The sequence below is a fragment of the Psychrobacter sp. CX97 genome (assembly GCF_057396285.1).
In genome coordinates this window covers 81,064-99,085 of sequence record NZ_JBXYJE010000007.1, presented here as the reverse complement: position 1 = coordinate 99,085, position 18,022 = coordinate 81,064, and the positions used below count along the sequence as shown (strand labels likewise).

The following is an 18,022-nucleotide window of genomic DNA, read 5'->3' as shown; positions in this document are numbered from 1 at the left end:
AAATGGAGAAAATACTGCAAGAGTAATTTGGGAATAAATGACAGGATTATTGACTAGGGGTAGTAGAAATCTTTGGCAATGCCGTAAATTGTAATGACTTAGTGTAGCTGTCATCAGTATATTGTGGCGCATCTTCTTTATCTTGCATTAACAATACATATGAGCTATCAATAAAATTAGCTGCTGGCACTACCTCAATATTCATGAAGTTGTCTTTTTGTACAGGGTTAATGTAGGATACTCGCCCTACTCGATATCCAGCTGGGAAGCGACCACCCAAACCAGACGATATAAGCTCATCGCCAATTCGGATATCGGATGTTTTAAATATATGGTCCAGTCTTAGCGATTTGTTCGAGCCTTGTCCAGATACAATCGCTCGCTGGCCTGTGCGCTTAACAATAACCGAGACTGATTGCAATTCATCAGTAATCAATAATAAACGGCTAGTGTTTGGATATACGTTTATAATTTGACCTAAAATACCATTTTCATCAATGGCGGCCTGCCCTACCTGAACCCCGTCATCCCTACCTTTATTGATAACAACGATTTGTTTTAAAGGGTTGGTATCAGTACCAATAACTTGCGCCAAGTTTAAATCAAACTGGTCAGGCTTGGTGGTTGACAAAATGCCCTGCAAACGAGCATTTTGAGCTAAGATATAGTCTTGTTGCTGTAGCTTGGCTTGAGCGTGTAACAGTTGGGCATGTAGCTGCACATTTTCACGACGCAACGCCTCCTTGCTTACCATCGTACCATCTGACCAATGACTAACAAAGCTTGGTAATATAGAAAACTGGTAAATAGGTTGCATGGCAGCATGACCTGCATCACGAACCGGCATAAACCAGTCTGGATTCTTGCTGTCTAAAAGCATAAGAACCATGGCAACCAGTAATACAGCTACCGTTTTGCGTAGTGATAAACTTTGTTGGGCAAAAATGCTTATAGACATATTAAATACACTGACTTAATCTTAACGCCTAAACAAAAATCATATTTAGGCTTTTATTATTTATAAATGCCAAAGCTGCACCACCACCACGGCTGACACACGTTAAAGGATCTTCTGCCACGGTCACAGGTAATCCCGTCTCTTTTGACAAAAGCTTATCTAAATTACGTAATAATGCGCCACCACCAGTCAACACAATGCCTCGCTCTGCAATGTCCGATGATAACTCTGGAGGCGTTTGTTCAAGTGCTGTCTTAACAGCGCTGACAATGCCACTTAGAGGATCACTTAATGCCTTTTGAACTTCTTCCGAGGTCACGGTTAGGGTTTTGGGCACCCCTTCCGCCATACTACGACCCCGAACTTCAACTTCAAGCTTGGCATCTTCATCAATAGCAGAACCGACATGCTGTTTAATACGCTCAGCGGTAGTCTCACCAATCACGCATCCATGATTGCGGCGTACATGAGTAATAATTGCCTCATCAAAGATATCACCGCCGATACGGATAGAGTCTGCATAGACACATCCAGACAGTGAGATTACGGCAATTTCAGTGGTGCCACCCCCTATATCAACGACCATTGAGCCACTCGCTTCGTGTACAGGCAAGCCCGCACCAATCGCTGCTGCCATCGGCTCTTCTAATAAATAAACTTTATTAGCGCCAGCCGAGGATACTGCTTCACGGATAGCTCTGCGTTCAACAAGCGTAGATTTACAGGGTACGCCAACCACAATATTAGGCTGCGCTAAAAAACGCTTGGCGTTCACTTTAGCAATAAAGTGCTTAAGCATCTTTTGAGTCACTTCAAAATCTGCGATGACGCCATCTTTTAAGGGACGAATAGCAGTAATGTTGTCAGGCGTGCGCCCAAGCATTTGCTTGGCATCAATACCAACAGCCGCAACAGTAGGGTTCTGGGTGCGGTTACTACGTAATGCCACCACAGTAGGTTCATCAAGCACGACACCTTTTCCAGGGGCATAAATTAATGTATTAGCGGTGCCAAGATCTATGGCGATGTTATTAGATAAAAATCCGAACGGGTTCATGTATCGTATTTCCAGCGTATTGCGAATTGAGGAGTGCCGTAAATGTTTATGTATTAGGCTAAGGTGTTTGGTCGGCAAATAAAGACTCAAATTCAAATCTAGTCAATAATCAAATTATAAGCCACTTAGCCTTTCTGCTAAGATCTGCTAAGAAATCGAACAATATTGCCGAGTCAAAATAAACAAACACTTTAACCAAAGTTAAGTATGACGACAAGGGAAAATAGAAGTTTTTTTATAGAAAACTTAGAATGTTGCAAATTATAGCCTTTAATAACTGATAAATCATGTGAATATATGGTTTTTAACCAACTAAACGTCACTAATTTGCAACATCTCATGTCAGAAACCTTACTAAAGCGTGTTTAGATACTCAAAACTGACTCTATTTACTAAAAATTAATAGATATTTTTATTTTCAGCTGTATCTAACTGAAGTTGCTATCAAGAAGTTATTATCTAAAAGCTACGCTTAAGAAGTTGCTATCCAAAAATTACTATACATCTGACATAGATGACACTGAAAATAACCCTTAGTTGCTTTATAATGTACAAACTTAAGATCTAATTAGGGCATTTTTAACATTCGCAAATTAGTACTGCTTTGCCGTCCTCAAGGAGAGCACTGTACACGAATACTCAACCCACCCTTAGGTTAATTTTATAAAAGGATCACAACATTTATGACAACTATCAGCTCACAGTCCCCTTTAAATGATATTCGTGAAGATAAAATTAGTACCGATGATATTTTAGAGGTTGCTAAATTATCTCGTCTTGCGGTAGATGAACAAGCCGCTCAGGGCTATGCTGAAGATATTGATAAAATTTTACAAATGATGAAAACCATCGCAAGCGTTGACACGGAAAGTTTGACCCCCTTATCCAATATTCATGAAGCCGCTCAAGAGCTACGTGCAGATGTGCCAAACCCGGATATTGACCGTGAGCTTAACCAATCTATTGCGCCTGCCGTTGAACAGGGGCTGTATCTGGTACCTCAAGTTATGGACTAGACTAGGCCTGGCCTTTATTGCCCGGTACTTGTTGACAGTAACTTGCGCATTATTAATGAATCAATATCAATAAAATCAATCTTAAACCGACTACATGGACGCCACTATGTCTGACCTACATCATTTATCCATTGCCCAGCTTGCTGATGGCTTACAAAGTCAACAATTCAGTAGTATTGAGTTAACTGAACATTTTTTAAATCGTATTGAAAATTTTGATAAGAAGATTAATAGCTTTATTACAGTTGATGTTGAGGGAGCTAAAAAGGCTGCTAAAGCTGCAGATGAGAAACGTCGTTCAAATAGCGATGGTGCAACTAGTGCGCCCTTACTCGGCATACCCATGGCCCATAAAGATTTATTCTGTACCAAGGGCTTATTGACTACCAGTGGTTCAAAGATGCTTCATAACTTTGTCTCGCCTTATGACGCGACCATTGTTGCTAATATCCGTGAAGCAGGGGCAGTATGTCTGGGTAAATTGAACATGGATGAGTTCGCGATGGGCTCAGATAATGAAAGCTCATATTATGGCGCCGTCCATAACCCGTGGAATACTGATCATGTCCCTGGTGGCTCCTCAGGGGGTTCAGCAGCAGCAGTTGCAGCAGGGTTTGTGCCCTTTGCGACAGGTAGTGATACAGGCGGTTCTATCCGCCAGCCTGCTTCGTTCTGTGGTCTAACGGGCATAAAACCTACTTATGGACGTGTGTCTCGCTTCGGAATGATTGCTTATGCGTCGAGTTTAGATCAAGCGGGTACCTTTGGGCGTAGTGCTGAGGACTGTGCCTATCTATTACAGCCTATGGCAGGACATGATAAGCGTGATGCCACGTCAATTAAACGCCCTGTGCCAAATTATGTTCAAGAGATGCATGCCGCAGCTCAACAAGCCGATGCTGACAAGCCTTTTGCAGGATTACGCATCGGTGTGGCTAAAGAATACTTCGGTGAAGGATTGGATGCTGAGGTCGAATCTAAAGTTCGGGCAGCACTGAAACACTATGAAGACTTAGGGGCGACTATCGTAGAAGTACATATTACAGACCCCAAAATTACCCTAGCAACCTACTATATGTTAGCGCCTGCTGAAGCGTCATCAAACCTCTCTCGCTTTGATGGGGTACGCTTTGGCTATCGCTGTGAGAATCCAAAAGACTTAGCGGACTTGTATACTCGCTCTCGCTCTGAAGGCTTTGGAGATGAAGTACAACGCCGTATTTTAATGGGGACTTACGCCCTATCTGCCGGTTATTTTGATGCATACTATACCAAAGCGCAAAAGGTACGCCGTGTAATACTGGATGACTTCGACAAAGCATTTGCCAGTTGTGACTTCATTGCTAGTCCGACAGCACCGACTGCAGCTTATAAGCTGGGTGAAGCTCTTGACCCTGTCGCGATGTATCTAGGTGACGTCTATACCATTGGTGTTAACTTAGCGGGTCTGCCTGCGATTAGTATGCCTGCTGGGTTTACGAAAGCAGGCTTACCTGTCGGTTTGCAGTTGATTGGTAACCATTGGGACGATAGTAAATTGTTATCAACGGCGCATATGTTCCAACAACATACAGACTATCATACGAAGTTGTCGGGTGTGGCTCAAACTAAGGTTTAGTTTAAAACTATAAATTAAGGAACTATCATGCGCTACTCTCCATTAGTAGTATTATCTTTGCTAGCACTGAGCGGCTGCGCTAGCTTAACTGAAAAACCACAGCCGAATTATGCGGCTACAAATAAGATCAATAAGTGGGGCATACCAGCTCACTATGACCCATCTGATCCACATAACCTTGATAATACGAACACCCCACCTCGCCCTAGAGCACGCAATCCTCAGGACTGGAGTAGTAAAGAGTATCAACAACGCCAACAACAATGGAAAGATAACACGGGTAGAGATTTTTAAAATTTGTATTTATTGACTTAAATTAGATCGTTTTTAAAATAAAACCCCTAAATCCCCCTTTGGGAAAGGGGGACTTTGATCTAAATTAGATTAGATATGAAAATATCGTACATACGTATGTGGCTCGGGATACGGTTTAGAGAGTAGCGTGGGTGATAACCCACGACTTATTCTGTTAATACGTGGGTTTCACTGCGTTGCACCCACGCTACGCAACTCTCCTACCCTTGTATAATTTTGTGAGTATGTAGGTTGGTGTCGAGGAACGAGACCCAACACAGTGATGGGATGGGTTAAGAACCGCGAATGTGAATTGCAAGAGCGTTTTAGCCCTGATTGAAGCGGATATACTGTGCGGTTGCATGAGCTGCGATGGCTTGGTTTGGGAAGGCTACGCGAAGCAAGAGACTTACCAAACCTTAGCCATCGCCTCATGCAAACGTACAGATAGTAGCGAAAAGCAGGATTGGCTCCAGTTATAGGTTTTAATAAACACAGTTTTGATAGAGATACAGTTATAAATAGAGAGACAGATTTTAATAATAAGTTTTAATGTTTAATATTCTATGTGATGGGAAAAGGTATGAACGAATTTCGAGAGATAGAAACGCGTAAAGAGTTGTTGGTCGATGGCTATGAAGTGGTCATCGGTATTGAGATTCATTGCCAGTTGAACACGGACAGTAAAATCTTTTCCAGCTCGCCAACGAAGTTTGGTAATGAGCCAAATACGCAAGCGAATATTGTTGATTTGGGCTTGCCTGGTGTGTTGCCAGTATTGAATGAAGGGCTTATTGAGCGTGCTTTGAAATTCGGTATTGGGGTGAATGCAGAGCTTGGGTTACTCAATACGTTTGACCGTAAAAATTACTTTTATCCTGATCTGCCAAAAGGCTATCAAATCACCCAAATGGCAAACCCAATCGTGGGTAAAGGCTACATTGATGTGATCGTTAATGAGGGCGAAAAAGACGAATATAAAAAACGTATTGGCATCACACGTGGACATTTAGAAGAAGATGCGGGCAAATCAGTGCATGATGCGGTTGCGGGTATGACTGGTGTGGATTTGAACCGTGCGGGGACGCCACTTATTGAGATTGTGTCTGAGCCTGATATGCGCTCTTCAAAAGAAGCGGTGGCTTATATTAAGGCGATTCATCAACTGGTCACGTGGCTAGATATCTCTGATGCGATTATGGCGGAAGGCTCGTTCCGCTGTGATTGTAATGTGTCTGTACGCAAGCCGGGGGATGAGTTTGGTACACGTACTGAGTTGAAAAACTTAAATTCGTTCCGTAATATTGAAAATGCGATAAATCGTGAGATTGACCGTCAAATTGATATTCTTGAAGACGGTGGTTCAATCATTCAGGCGACGATGTTGTACGATCCAGAAATGGACGAAACCCGTATTATGCGGACTAAGGAAGATGCGGACGATTATCGCTATTTCCCTGATCCTGATCTGTTGCCTGTACGTATTGAGCAAGCAACAGTCGATGCAATACGTGCAAAAATGCCTGAGTTGCCTGTGGTACGTCGTGAGCGCTTTGAGAAAGCGCTTGGCTTGTCAGAATATGATGCCCGTGTGTTAACCGATAGCCGAGAGCTTGCGGATTATTTTGAAACGGTGCTTGAGTCTGTCGGTACTGAGCATGCCAAACTAACTGCTAACTGGATGATGGGTGAGCTGTTAGGGGCATTGAATAAAGATGATAAAACCATCATTGACTCCCCTATTAGTGAGGGTCAGTTGGCGGGATTGTTGAAACGTCTAAATGACAATACCTTATCTGGTAAGTTGGCTAAGAAGGTGTTTACTGCCATGTATGAGGGCGAAGGTGGTGACGGTGATGATGCGGCCGATAAAATTATTGAAGCTAAAGGCCTGAAGCAAGAGACCGATACTGGCGCAATAAAAGCGATGGTTGAGGAAGTGATTGCCAATAATCAGGCGATGGTCGATGAGTATAAAGGCGGTAAGGAGAAGGCCTTTAATGGTCTGGTCGGTCAGGTGATGAAGGCAAGCCGTGGTAAGGCAAATCCTAAACAGGTCAATGAGATTTTGAAAGAATTGTTGGGGTAGTTTTTAGATGCGATATTGGCATTAGGACTTGCAATATTCCCAATAATCCGTAAAATAGTCAATCCATCGGGGCGTAGCGCAGTCTGGTAGCGCACTACACTGGGGGTGTAGTGGTCGCAGGTTCAAATCCTGCCGTTCCGACCAAATATTTTAAGAAGTCAGTCATCCTAGTTTAGGATTGCTGGCTTTTTTTATGCGTTGCTTTTTTTTATGCGTTGCACAGACGGATTTCATTCACTTGACTAAGATGTTTTTACTGTCTCGATCTCATTTTTAATATAAAATGAGCGACTAATATTATAAAAACAACCTGTTATAGTCAAAGAAGTCTAAAAATGGTTACAAGGCAACCGAGTGAAAGTAGCAAGTAATACGGGAGTAGGCTCAACGAGGTTAACACTGTAACCGTTTAGTAGTTCGCTGACTATATAAAGTTTATTAGAAACTAAGGTCGATATGTCAAACAAGTCACAATCAATCCAAACAGCGACAAATACAACCTCAAATCCTGAGAATGCTATTAAAACGGATACCGCTACCCTACTCATTAAATGCCGAGATAAAGCGGGTATCGTGCAAGCTGTGTCAGAATTTATACATCGTTATGGCGCAAATATCATTACTCTAGATCAATACTCTACGGCACATGAAGGCGGTCAATACTTTATGCGTCTAGAGTTTGCATTAGCAGGGCTGAGTGAAATCATTGATAACTTTGAAGCCAGCTTTGCCCATACGGTTGCTAAGCGTTATGATATGGACTGGCGACTACATGACAATGCCATCAAAACCAAAGTCGGTATTTTGGTGTCTAAGTTTGATCATGCATTGCTGGATCTATTGTGGCGTCATCAACGTGGATTATTAGACTGTGATATTACATGCGTGGTGAGTAACCATAATGACTTACGTCAGGCAGTTGAAAACTTTGGCATCCCGTTTCATCATGTGGCCGTTAATAAAGACAATAAAGCAGACGCTGAGGCAGAAATTCATCACATTATGGCAGGTAATGATTTGTTGGTGCTAGCCCGCTACATGCAGATTTTGTCCGAAGACTTTGTTAATCGCTGGCCGATGAAGATCATCAATATTCATCACTCTTTCTTACCAGCGTTCGTTGGTGCTGATCCCTATCGACAGGCCTTTGATAAAGGGGTAAAACTGATTGGAGCCACGGCTCATTATGTGACCGCTGATTTAGACCAAGGCCCTATAATCGAGCAAGATGTACACCGAGTCACCCACCGTCAAGGGGTCACTGAACTGCGTGCAATTGGCCGAGATGTCGAGCGTAATGTATTGGCACGCGCGGTTAATTGGCATGTACAAAACCGAGTGATTGTGTCCGGTAATAAGACGGTAGTGTTTAGTTAAAAAATACCAAGTAAAATTTGATAGGTACCACTGGTTTATCTATTAACGCCATCCATCTTTTACACTTCGCTTTTCCAATACGATATTGTTACTAATATATCCTACCAACTCTATTGTCTTCCTTAAGCTTTTCATCCTGCCTGATTATAGCTGAAGTAGTCAAAATGGTTACAAGGCAACCGAGTAAAGAGAGTACGGTTGTAAAGCTAGCAAGACTAACAAAGTAACCTTTTAGCATTACTTTAACTATATATTCTTAAACCATAACGTGACGCCTATTATGAGAGGTAAGTATGAGAGGTGGCTGTGCAACATAGAATTGATATCCAAATAATGCGAGGAATCGCAGTTTTAGTGGTGGTTTTATATCATCTCGAATTCAGCTTGTTCCGCAATGGTTTTTTAGGTGTTGATATCTTTTTTGTGATCAGCGGCTTTTTAATGGCTATTCTATATCAAAAAGGTCAAGTCGCTCATTTTTATAAGCGCCGTGCAAGCCGACTACTTCCAGCATATTTTGCAACCATCGTTTTTACTCTTGTCGCATCAGCCCTAATAACGCTTGCTGCGGATCACTCGCAGGTAGTCACACAGAGCTTATGGGCTTCAGTATTTTCCTCTAATATCGGTTTTTGGACTCAAAGCTCCTACTTTAGCCCCAAATTTTTTAATCCTTTGCTTCACTTATGGAGTTTAGGCGTTGAAATACAGTTTTATATCATTGTCCCGTTTCTTTTTTGGCTCTACTCTAAAAGTAAGTGGTCTATTCCATTGATACTTATTGGCTCTTTATTAAGTGCCGTTGCTATTTCTCTAGTGATGAATACCAAAACGTCTTTTTTTCTAACCCCTTTTAGAGTATGGCAATTCTTAGCAGGGGCTTTTGTTGCTTATATATTCACTAACAAAGGCACTATTTTAAATAAAAAACCGTTAATAGGTCTCATATCATTAGTTGTTTTAACGTTTTTAGTTCTCTTTTACCCGATTAATATTAAAAACTATAGTGTCATACTAGGACATCCAGGCCTTGTCACACTGTTAACTACCATTATGACAGTGTTGATATTAGCGTATGGATTACCAAGCTCAATGATGAACAGTCCTGTGGGGCGATTGCTTGCTAAGTTAGGAGATTGGTCTTATTCAATTTATCTGGCTCACTTTCCAGTTATTGTTCTTTTTCTATACGAACCTTTAAGTGGGACTACTCTCAAACCTAACGGTATGAGTGACACATTTTTCATTATTGTATTAATCGCTATCTTCTCGTCCCTTTTATATATCATATTTGACAAAAATCGCTGGAACGTGCAATTCAAAACTATAGCAATTACTGTGACAGGTACTATCCTATTAGTCATGCTTTCGACTCCCTTAGCAAAAATAAAGCACTCTGATATGGAGTTAAACATTATGGCATCATACGAAGATAAAGACCCTTTTAGATGTGGGCGCATTGCAAGAGAGTTAGATAAACTTAATGTCGAGGGCAAGTTTGCTTGTGAGATTACGTCTGGCCTTGACGGCTCTGCTGAACCCATCCTATTACTTGGCGACAGCACGGCTGATTCACTTAAATTCAGATTAGCTGAAGTTGCAGAAAAGCATAATTTTAGAATATATACTACCGCGTCAAATGAGGCAGGGACAGGGGGTTTAAGTATTGATAAGATCATTAATGAGACGAAGAAGCTAAATATAAAAACGATTATCTTACACTTTTGGAGCCCTAATGTTGACGGGGTTTTTGAACGTCAATTAAATGAAAAATTAATCGACGCAGGTTTCAATGTTGTTTGGATTTCTTCTACTCCATATTTCGAAGAGCCTGTACCTAAACTTGTCTATCAAAACAAAGAGAACTATAGCCTCAATTTCACACCTGAAAACTATGACCAAGCTCGCTCTCAAAAGAATCAGCTCATTGCAAATGGGATTAAAGTTTTTGATCCATGGCCTTTATTATGTGATGAAAATCAATGTGAGCTTAGGGATAAGCAAGGTCATGCTTACTATCACGACAAGCTACATTTATCATTAACTGGTTCAGATAAATTAAAACCACTATTTAATGAGGTTTTAGAGTATATAAAAGATTAAGTCTACTCTCTGAATACCAAACCTGCTCCTTATATAAATATACATGCTCATGAATAAAAGAAGCCCGTAAGGTTATCTTACTGGCTTCTTAAATAGGTTTCGGCTTATTAAATAACTAAATTAAATGGCTGGCTTACTGGCATATTTTTAAGTTAGGGATAAGATATTTAACCTCTAACCGCATTGCCCCAAGTTGGCACAACCATCTTCATTAATGGCTTTAACAGTTTAACGTTACACGCGAAGATCGAGCCTGTTTCCATAGCATTATGCGCACCTTTGTGATCCACCACAACACCGCGTGCTTCCGTCACTAATAACTCGCCAGCTGCTATGTCCCAAGGCTTTAATTTCATCTCAAAATAACCATCAAAGCGCCCCGCTGCTACATAGGCTAAGTCTAACGCCGCTGAACCGAGACGACGAACTTGCCCCCCTTCTTCAGCTATTTTTTGTAGGCTAGAAAAATGTTCTTTCGCATAAGACACAATTTTGTCGCCTTCTTGACGTTCTATTGGATGACCTGTGGTAAACAGACCGCCTTCAATAGTTTTACGTTGGCTAACTTGCATACGGTGATTGTTAAGCCTTGCACCTTTACCCCGGCTCGCTGAGAACATCTCGTCACGGATGGGATCATAAATCACACCATGTTCGGTAACGCCGTTATGCTGTACTGCAATTGAGATACAAAAATGTGGCACACCATGCACAAAGTTATGTGTACCATCCAGTGGGTCAATTACCCAGCACCACTCGGCATCACTACCCTGACCTTCATGCAGACCAAACTCCTCACCCAAGAATGAGTGATTAGGATAGTTAAATTTTAAAGTCTCAATCGTCAGCTCTTCACTAAAGCGATCAATCTTGGTTACTAACCCTTCTAGCCCTTTGGATTCGACATCTAACTCAATCTTATGACGATTTTGATGTGCTTTAAGGAGCTCTGCGCCTACTTTTTCAGCAGCACGTGCTGCGATAACAACCATTGGTTCCATAATTTGCCTATAAAGTCTTTGGTATATATTACGTATTGAATAAAACGAAAATTCACGAGGTATTCAAACTATAAAAACGCCCAGATTAATGTTAAATATGATTCAAAAATAACTTTTGTACCTGCTTAAATAAACTATTAGCTACAAAATAAATAATTATTGAGCAGCGATGAATGTCTTTAATTGAGTAATAACGCCCTCTTTATCTAAACTACACTCCGCCAGTTGTTCATCATGACTGCCGTGAGCGATAAATTTATCGGGTATGCCAATATTTTTAATGCGTATATTAGTCTTGTTATGTAAGCTATTTAGTACATATTCATTGACTGCACTGCCTGCACCGCCCATAACAACATGCTCCTCAAATGTGACAATCTGTGTATAACCTTGATGGATTAACTCATCAATCATGCTGGTATCAAGGGGTTTTACCCAGCGCATGTTAACAATGCTGAACTGAAAGTCAGGTAAGTTATTAGATTTTTGAGATTGAATTTGAATCAGCTCATTTGCAGCGGTTTTTACTGTATTGACTATGGGACCAAAAGCCAGTAAGGCTATTTTGCTAACGTTAAGACTCTCTCCAGTCTTACAAACAGACTCGACTACAGCCTTGCCAATATCTAAGATTTGTGCCGGCTTAATAATTGGTGCACCAACCCCTGTACCGCGCGGATAACGAACAGCAGTAACCCCTTTATATTCATAACAAGTATTCAATAAATGATAGCATTCATTTTCATCTTTAGGCGTAGCGATGACTAGGTTTGGCACACAGCGCATATAAGCTAAATCAAATACCCCAGCATGGGTAGCACCATCTTCGCCGACTAGACCAGCTCGGTCTATCGCAAACATAACATCTAAATCCTGCAACGCCACATCATGGATAAGCTGATCATAGCCACGCTGTAAAAAAGTTGAGTAAATAGCAACCACTGGCTTGACACCTAGGGTCGCCATTCCGCCAGCAAGGGTTACCGCATGTTGCTCTGCAATTGCCACATCATAAAACTGGTTAGGATATTGCCTAGCAAACTCAGTCATACCTGAGCCTTCTTCCATCGCTGGGGTAATGGCCATTAAATTACTATCGCTCTCAGCCTTATCACAAATAAATTCGCCAAAAACTTGCGAATATTTTAGCTTAACAGGCGCTGAGGCATCAGCTATCGGGGTACTATCAGAGTCAACAGGCAACTTGCCAATGGCATGATAACCAACGGGGTCGCCCTCCGCAGGCACATAACCTTTACCTTTAGTGGTATAAACATGAACCAATACTGGTCCAGAGACTTGTTTTGCCCGCTCAATTACACGCAATAGCTCAGGCAGATCATGGCCATCAAATGGGCCAAAGTAGGTAAAGCCAATGGCTTTAAAAAGATTGTCTGCAACTTGCGGAATGTCACGCGTTTCACTGTGTCGTGATCGACGATTGGCTAATGGTATATCAGGACGATGGGTTAACTTTGGTTTGCCATTAGGCGTTATATCCACCTGATATCCAGACTCCCATAACATGGCAAGATGCCTTGAAAATCCGCCAATAGAGCAAGAAATTGACATGTCGTTGTCATTTAGAACCACCAAGAGATCAGCATTTTGCTGCACAGCGTCATTCATGGCTTCGAAGGCCATACCTCCCGTCATAGCCCCATCGCCAACCACACAAGCAACCTTGGCATCTGAACCTAAATGGCGAATTGCTAAACTCATACCAAGCCCAGCAGATATGGCTGTCGATGAATGTCCCACACCAAAGGTATCGTATTTAGACTCTGCACGTTCAGGGAATGCTGTTAAACCACTGCGGGAACGAATGGTGGGTAAACTGTCTCTTCGACCCGTAAGCACTTTATGCGCATATGCTTGATGACCGACATCCCACACTAGCTTATCGATAGGGGTGTCTAATAAGTAATGTAAAGCAATGGTCAATTCAACCACGCCCAAGTTAGCGCCAAAATGTCCGCCGCTTTGACCAGCAGAGTATAGTAAAAACTCGCGTAGCTCATCCGCTAATACGCAAAGCTCGTCTTGACTAAGTGATTTTAAATCAGTTGGAGAATCAATTTTATCTAATAGCGGAGTAGTTGGTCGCACAGACGGTATGTTAGTAAACATACGCATTGTTGACTTATCAACTACGGGCTCATTAGGTAACGAGCCGGTGCTGCGGGTTTTAGACGCAGAATGATGCTGTTGCGAGATTGCAGACTCGGGCTTAGTTGGGATGGATGACTGATGCATAAACCTTACAGAACCTACCAATCTTAAAATAGCGACACCCAGTAGTAAATGCTAAAAAGGTGGAGCATAAGTGAATGAATATTTATTGCTAATAAAATAAGTACGCTTACTACAAATGGGACACAGATTAAGTTTCTAAATAAACGAAGTGCTCATGCATCGTCTGCACGAGTAGCATACCACTTAGCGGATAGAACTTATCAAATAAATCAATAAGATAATATCAACCTTTTCGCATCAAACTTTAGAGTAAGCCTTTGTATTTGAACTTCTTAACCCTGACAATGTGTCATATTAAAAAATGCAGTTATGCAGTGTTTTGGTTGTAATCGACTCTGGCAAACACTGTATCAAGACTAAGAGTATGGCATAATAGCATTTTTTTTCATTTAACGCTTTATTCATCAATACACATCTGTGAATTTTATGTGTTTTACGCTCAAGTCGTGGTAAAAACGCTACCTCGTCCCTATATAGACGTTAATACAAATACAAATATCACACTTATTCACGACTATGTTTATTTAGGTTTTTCATGTCACATCAATCTATACCTCCATCAGAACAGTCGCCCTACCGCTTTATCAGTAAAGCCAAACTACCTACGGTACATGGTATATTTGATATATATGTTTTCGAAAATGAAGAAGGTCAAGAACATACCATGCTGACATGCGGCTTACCTTTGGCTACAGATGATAATAGCAAAGTGCCCTTAGTACGAATTCATTCTGAATGTTTAACAGGTGATGCTTTCTCTTCTTTACGATGTGACTGTGGACCACAGCTAAATGCCACCATGCAGTTAATACAGGCTGAGGGCTATGGCGCAATTTTATATCTGCGTCAAGAAGGGCGTGGTATTGGGCTCGCTAATAAAATTCGAGCTTATGCCTTACAAGACCAAGGGCATGACACCTTAGATGCTAATCTTATGCTGGGCTTACCTGCCGATGGGCGCACATACGAGATGTGCAAGCCAATGTTGGATTACGTGGGTATTGCAAAACTTCGCTTGTTAACGAATAACCCTAATAAGATTAGCTATATAGAAGGCTTAGGATTTGAAGTGGTTGAACGAATCCCATTGATTGTTGGGCTAAACCCATTAAATGCCAAATATCTAAATACTAAACGCGACCGTATGGGGCATTATTTCTCTGAAGAAGCGACTAATATGGCTTTTAAGCCCGCTGAGGATTAATCATTACTGTCTTAAGTAATAACACTATTTAGATATAGAAAATTAGATATCGAAAACTATTTTAAAGCGAGAAGACTATGACGTTACCATCTGAAAATGATGACCTTACCGCATCAATACCAATCGCTGATAACCTTCAAAAAGTGCGAGACTTTTTGATCTCACTACAAGCCAATATATGTTCCGCTTTAGAAGCTCAAGAAGCTGACGGTGGTGGTTCAACTACTTTTATAGCAGATGACTGGGAACGACCTGAAGGCGGTGGTGGTCGTTCTTGTGTGCTTGCAGATGGTCAAGTGATTGAAAAAGCAGGCGTCATGTTCAGTCATATTCAAGTAAAGGATTTACCCGCTTCTGCTACATCACGCCATCCTGATATAGCAGGTCGCTCTGCTCAGGCTATGGGCGTCTCTTTAGTCGTACACCCTTGTAATCCTCATGTCCCAACTAGCCATGCTAATGTGCGCTTGTTTGTCGCTGAAAAAGAAGGGGAAGAGCCCATCTGGTGGTTTGGTGGTGGTTTTGACTTGACTCCATTTTACCCTGTTCTAGAAGACTGTGTTCATTGGCATCAAGTATGTCATGATTTATGTGCGCCATTTGGTGATACCGTTTATGATAACTTTAAGCAATGGTGTGATGAATACTTCTATCTACGCCACCGTGACGAACAACGAGGCATTGGCGGCTTGTTCTACGATGATGTTAACTTTGATAGCCGTGGCTGGGATTTTGAAACCTGCTTTGAGTTTATGCAAGCGGTCGGTAAAGGCTATCTTGAAGGCATTATTCCGATATTTGAAAAACGTAAAAAACACCCCTTTACCGAAGCGCAAAGACAATTTCAACTCTATCGCCGTGGGCGCTATGTGGAATACAATCTAGTCTATGACCGAGGCACCTTATTTGGTCTACAGAGTAATGGACGGATCGAATCAATATTAGTCAGTATGCCACCATTAGCAGGCTGGCAATATCGCTATGAGCCAAATAAAGGCACACCTGAATATGAATTGACTGACTTTTACTTAAAGCCTAGAAATTGGCTAGATATGCGATGATAGGCTTTGTAAGCTACTAACTCCTAGACCCTAATTTATCAGTCGCCCTCCTTTTATGTTGTGGCGCAATGCATATTGGCGCTTTGAAAATAATAATAATGAAAATTATATCCTATAGTTTATTCTAGTGTAAAAAGATAACACGACAAATACACTAAACCTTAATCTTTATTCTTAACCTTTGTTATTATACAGTAAGGTATATCATTTATTTATATCTAATACTTAGAACTATCAACCTATTAAGGAAATAGCCATGCAATTAAAATCATTATTGCTAGCCACATTATTACCGATTGGTATGACGTTAACCGCTTGCAGCGGCGGTATGGGTTCTGAAAGTGAAGCCGTTAAAGCACGCCAAGATATTATGAAAAATTGGAAGGACGCTATGGGACTGATGGGTGGCATGGTCAAAGCGCCTGACACATTTGATTTGGCTGTATTTCAAGAAAATGCTAAATTCTTAGCGGAGGATGCAGCAAGCCCATGGGTACATTATAGCGATCCAAATGACAAAGGTGAGGCAACCGAAGCGGTTTGGTCTAATGCTGAAGGCTTTAAAGCAAAGGCTGAAGAGTTCCAACAGCTCTCTGCTGAACTTAACACGGCAGCACAATCTGCAACATCACTAGAAGATATTATGCCTGCATTTGGCCCAGTGGGTGATGCGTGCAAGTCCTGTCATGAAGAGTTTAAAGTTCCCGAAGAGAAGTAAAAGATAGAGTAAGTAAAAAAGTAAATAGCGATCTAAGTAAAAAGTTTTTAGACTATATTTAGTTGTTATCACATTAATTTGATAACATTATAAGAAAAGCCCTGATTCATTTGACTCAGGGCTTTTTGACATAGGTTTAATCATTCAAGCCAAATTAATACTCACTCGATTTCAGGTTTAGAAAAACCAGATAATATATAAAGCCGCTATCACTATATAGAATAGAATTTAGATTAGCCCGCAAGCGCCTATATTTAATAGCGTAACATTATAGAACTACCGCTTACCTAAAGCCTACCATGCCAATAAGTGCCTAAAAATGACTTATATTACGTATTTTACGTATTATGGCTATATCCATTTTTTAACACCTTTTCAGCCAATATTTGTGCTGAACCATTACTAAAATCTAGCGTACGAATAGGGAACGGAATGTTTATATTAGCATTATCGAGATGGTCTTTAATTTCTACAATGGCCTCATGAATAGACTCTACTTTATTTGCTTGTGTGCCGTTATCTATAAACCATCTTACTTTTAAATCGATACTTGACTCTCCAAACCCACTGGCAATGACAGAGGGTTCAGCAAGTTTTGATACTGACTTAGTGTTCTCTAACGCTTCCAATATAACCTGCTTTGCTGTGCGTATATCATCGTCATAACCAATGCCTACAGTGATTTCCAAGCGTCGACGTTTATATGCTGTATTTACTGTCAAAGCACTGGTATATAGCTGAGAGTTGGGAATAACAACTTGTCTACCATCATACGTACGAACTGTAGTAGCTCTCACCTTAATATCTTCAACAGTACCCTCATATTCGCCCGAAATAATTTGATCACCAATTCGAAAAGGCTCGGATAATAATAATAAAATTCCTGATAATAGGTTTTGAAATATATCTTTAAATGCAAAACCAATAGCCACTGAGCCAATACCTAATGCCCCGACTAATTTGGCTGGTGTAAATCCTGGTATAGCAATAACCATGGCGATCATGAAGCCCACAAACAAGATAATCACACCGCCCATACGCTGAAATACTTTTACCAAGTTTCGATGCGAGCGATTTTTAGAGAGTATTTTAGTCACGATTTTTTTAAAAGCTATAGACAATAACCAAAACATAATCAAAACAATCGTCGCAACTACTAAATAAGGCACTCTATCTAAGAAATCAGATAGCATGCCATTAGCGGCGGAGGCAATACCCTGATATTGCTCTATTTTATCACTAACTTGCTCTGATACTACTGGCATATCAC

General features: G+C 41.0%; 15 protein-coding genes and 1 tRNA gene. 11 read left to right on the top strand and 5 right to left on the bottom strand.

What is annotated here, in order from left to right; genetic code table 11:
• Positions 1–46 precede the first annotated feature (46 nt).
• Together mreC and AC2SLL_RS07260 are read right to left on the bottom strand one after the other, a co-directional pair.
• Complete coding sequence (gene mreC, locus AC2SLL_RS07265) at positions 47–958, bottom strand: rod shape-determining protein MreC (RefSeq protein WP_486531021.1); 912 nt, start codon at positions 956–958, stop codon at positions 47–49.
• A gap of 28 nt (positions 959–986) precedes the next feature.
• Complete coding sequence (locus tag AC2SLL_RS07260; protein ID WP_486531020.1) at positions 987–2,015, bottom strand: rod shape-determining protein; 1,029 nt, start codon at positions 2,013–2,015, stop codon at positions 987–989.
• Positions 2,016–2,698: 683 nt separating this feature from the next.
• Here AC2SLL_RS07260 and gatC point away from each other — a divergent pair.
• From gatC to AC2SLL_RS07220, 8 genes are all read left to right on the top strand, one after another.
• Entirely contained in the window at positions 2,699–3,031 is a 333-nt protein-coding gene (gene gatC / locus AC2SLL_RS07255; RefSeq protein ID WP_486531018.1) for an Asp-tRNA(Asn)/Glu-tRNA(Gln) amidotransferase subunit GatC, read from the top strand.
• Between the two features lie 106 nt (positions 3,032–3,137).
• A complete protein-coding gene (gene gatA, locus AC2SLL_RS07250; protein ID WP_486531017.1) occupies positions 3,138–4,649 on the top strand; it encodes an Asp-tRNA(Asn)/Glu-tRNA(Gln) amidotransferase subunit GatA in 1,512 nt (503 codons plus the stop codon).
• A gap of 27 nt (positions 4,650–4,676) precedes the next feature.
• A complete protein-coding gene (locus AC2SLL_RS07245) occupies positions 4,677–4,943 on the top strand; it encodes a hypothetical protein (protein ID WP_486531016.1) in 267 nt (88 codons plus the stop codon).
• A gap of 308 nt (positions 4,944–5,251) precedes the next feature.
• Positions 5,252–5,425 carry a hypothetical protein gene (locus tag AC2SLL_RS07240; protein WP_486531015.1) on the top strand — a complete coding sequence of 58 codons (174 nt, stop codon included), beginning with the start codon at positions 5,252–5,254 and terminating at the stop codon, positions 5,423–5,425.
• A gap of 101 nt (positions 5,426–5,526) precedes the next feature.
• Positions 5,527–7,032, top strand: a complete 1,506-nt coding sequence (gatB, locus tag AC2SLL_RS07235; protein ID WP_486531014.1) for an Asp-tRNA(Asn)/Glu-tRNA(Gln) amidotransferase subunit GatB — start codon at positions 5,527–5,529, stop codon at positions 7,030–7,032.
• Positions 7,033–7,099: 67 nt separating this feature from the next.
• Positions 7,100–7,176: transfer RNA gene (locus AC2SLL_RS07230), tRNA-Pro, on the top strand.
• A 312-nt stretch (positions 7,177–7,488) separates the two neighbouring features.
• Entirely contained in the window at positions 7,489–8,409 is a 921-nt protein-coding gene (gene purU / locus AC2SLL_RS07225) for a formyltetrahydrofolate deformylase (protein WP_486531013.1), read from the top strand.
• A 306-nt stretch (positions 8,410–8,715) separates the two neighbouring features.
• Positions 8,716–10,512: an acyltransferase family protein gene (locus AC2SLL_RS07220; protein WP_486531012.1), complete on the top strand. Its 1,797-nt coding sequence runs from the start codon at positions 8,716–8,718 to the stop codon at positions 10,510–10,512.
• 167 nt (positions 10,513–10,679) lie between these two features.
• On the opposite strand, the gene AC2SLL_RS07215 is transcribed toward AC2SLL_RS07220, so the two are convergent.
• Positions 10,680–11,513, bottom strand: coding sequence for an inositol monophosphatase family protein (locus tag AC2SLL_RS07215; protein ID WP_486531011.1), 834 nt, complete (start codon positions 11,511–11,513; stop codon positions 10,680–10,682).
• A gap of 156 nt (positions 11,514–11,669) precedes the next feature.
• A complete protein-coding gene (dxs, locus tag AC2SLL_RS07210; protein WP_486531010.1) occupies positions 11,670–13,769 on the bottom strand; it encodes a 1-deoxy-D-xylulose-5-phosphate synthase in 2,100 nt (699 codons plus the stop codon).
• 535 nt (positions 13,770–14,304) lie between these two features.
• On the opposite strand from dxs, the gene ribA reads away from it, so the two are divergent.
• From ribA to AC2SLL_RS07195, 3 genes are all read left to right on the top strand, one after another.
• Complete coding sequence (gene ribA / locus AC2SLL_RS07205) at positions 14,305–14,973, top strand: GTP cyclohydrolase II (RefSeq protein WP_486531009.1); 669 nt, start codon at positions 14,305–14,307, stop codon at positions 14,971–14,973.
• Positions 14,974–15,050: 77 nt separating this feature from the next.
• A complete protein-coding gene (gene hemF, locus AC2SLL_RS07200) occupies positions 15,051–16,034 on the top strand; it encodes an oxygen-dependent coproporphyrinogen oxidase (protein WP_486531008.1) in 984 nt (327 codons plus the stop codon).
• A 256-nt stretch (positions 16,035–16,290) separates the two neighbouring features.
• Positions 16,291–16,752: a c-type cytochrome gene (locus AC2SLL_RS07195; protein ID WP_486531007.1), complete on the top strand. Its 462-nt coding sequence runs from the start codon at positions 16,291–16,293 to the stop codon at positions 16,750–16,752.
• A 338-nt stretch (positions 16,753–17,090) separates the two neighbouring features.
• Here the strand turns inward: AC2SLL_RS07195 and AC2SLL_RS07190 are convergent, their stop codons facing one another.
• The gene (locus AC2SLL_RS07190; protein WP_486531006.1) at positions 17,091–18,017 is read right to left on the bottom strand and encodes a mechanosensitive ion channel family protein; all 927 of its coding nucleotides are present in this window, start codon (positions 18,015–18,017) and stop codon (positions 17,091–17,093) included.
• Positions 18,018–18,022: the final 5 nt, after the last annotated feature.

What these genes read in the sequence shown, in the direction of transcription:
- mreC (WP_486531021.1), bottom strand. Translation starts at nt 958, where the DNA reads ATGTCTATAAGCATTTTTGCCCAACAAAGTTTATCACTACGCAAAACG.
- gatC (WP_486531018.1), top strand. Translation starts at nt 2,699, where the DNA reads ATGACAACTATCAGCTCACAGTCCCCTTTAAATGATATTCGTGAAGAT.
- AC2SLL_RS07195 (WP_486531007.1), top strand. Translation starts at nt 16,291, where the DNA reads ATGCAATTAAAATCATTATTGCTAGCCACATTATTACCGATTGGTATG.
- hemF (WP_486531008.1), top strand. Translation starts at nt 15,051, where the DNA reads ATGACGTTACCATCTGAAAATGATGACCTTACCGCATCAATACCAATC.
- dxs (WP_486531010.1), bottom strand. Translation starts at nt 13,769, where the DNA reads ATGCATCAGTCATCCATCCCAACTAAGCCCGAGTCTGCAATCTCGCAA.
- AC2SLL_RS07190 (WP_486531006.1), bottom strand. Translation starts at nt 18,017, where the DNA reads ATGCCAGTAGTATCAGAGCAAGTTAGTGATAAAATAGAGCAATATCAG.
- ribA (WP_486531009.1), top strand. Translation starts at nt 14,305, where the DNA reads ATGTCACATCAATCTATACCTCCATCAGAACAGTCGCCCTACCGCTTT.
- AC2SLL_RS07215 (WP_486531011.1), bottom strand. Translation starts at nt 11,513, where the DNA reads ATGGAACCAATGGTTGTTATCGCAGCACGTGCTGCTGAAAAAGTAGGC.
- AC2SLL_RS07260 (WP_486531020.1), bottom strand. Translation starts at nt 2,015, where the DNA reads ATGAACCCGTTCGGATTTTTATCTAATAACATCGCCATAGATCTTGGC.
- AC2SLL_RS07245 (WP_486531016.1), top strand. Translation starts at nt 4,677, where the DNA reads ATGCGCTACTCTCCATTAGTAGTATTATCTTTGCTAGCACTGAGCGGC.
- purU (WP_486531013.1), top strand. Translation starts at nt 7,489, where the DNA reads ATGTCAAACAAGTCACAATCAATCCAAACAGCGACAAATACAACCTCA.
- gatB (WP_486531014.1), top strand. Translation starts at nt 5,527, where the DNA reads ATGAACGAATTTCGAGAGATAGAAACGCGTAAAGAGTTGTTGGTCGAT.
- gatA (WP_486531017.1), top strand. Translation starts at nt 3,138, where the DNA reads ATGTCTGACCTACATCATTTATCCATTGCCCAGCTTGCTGATGGCTTA.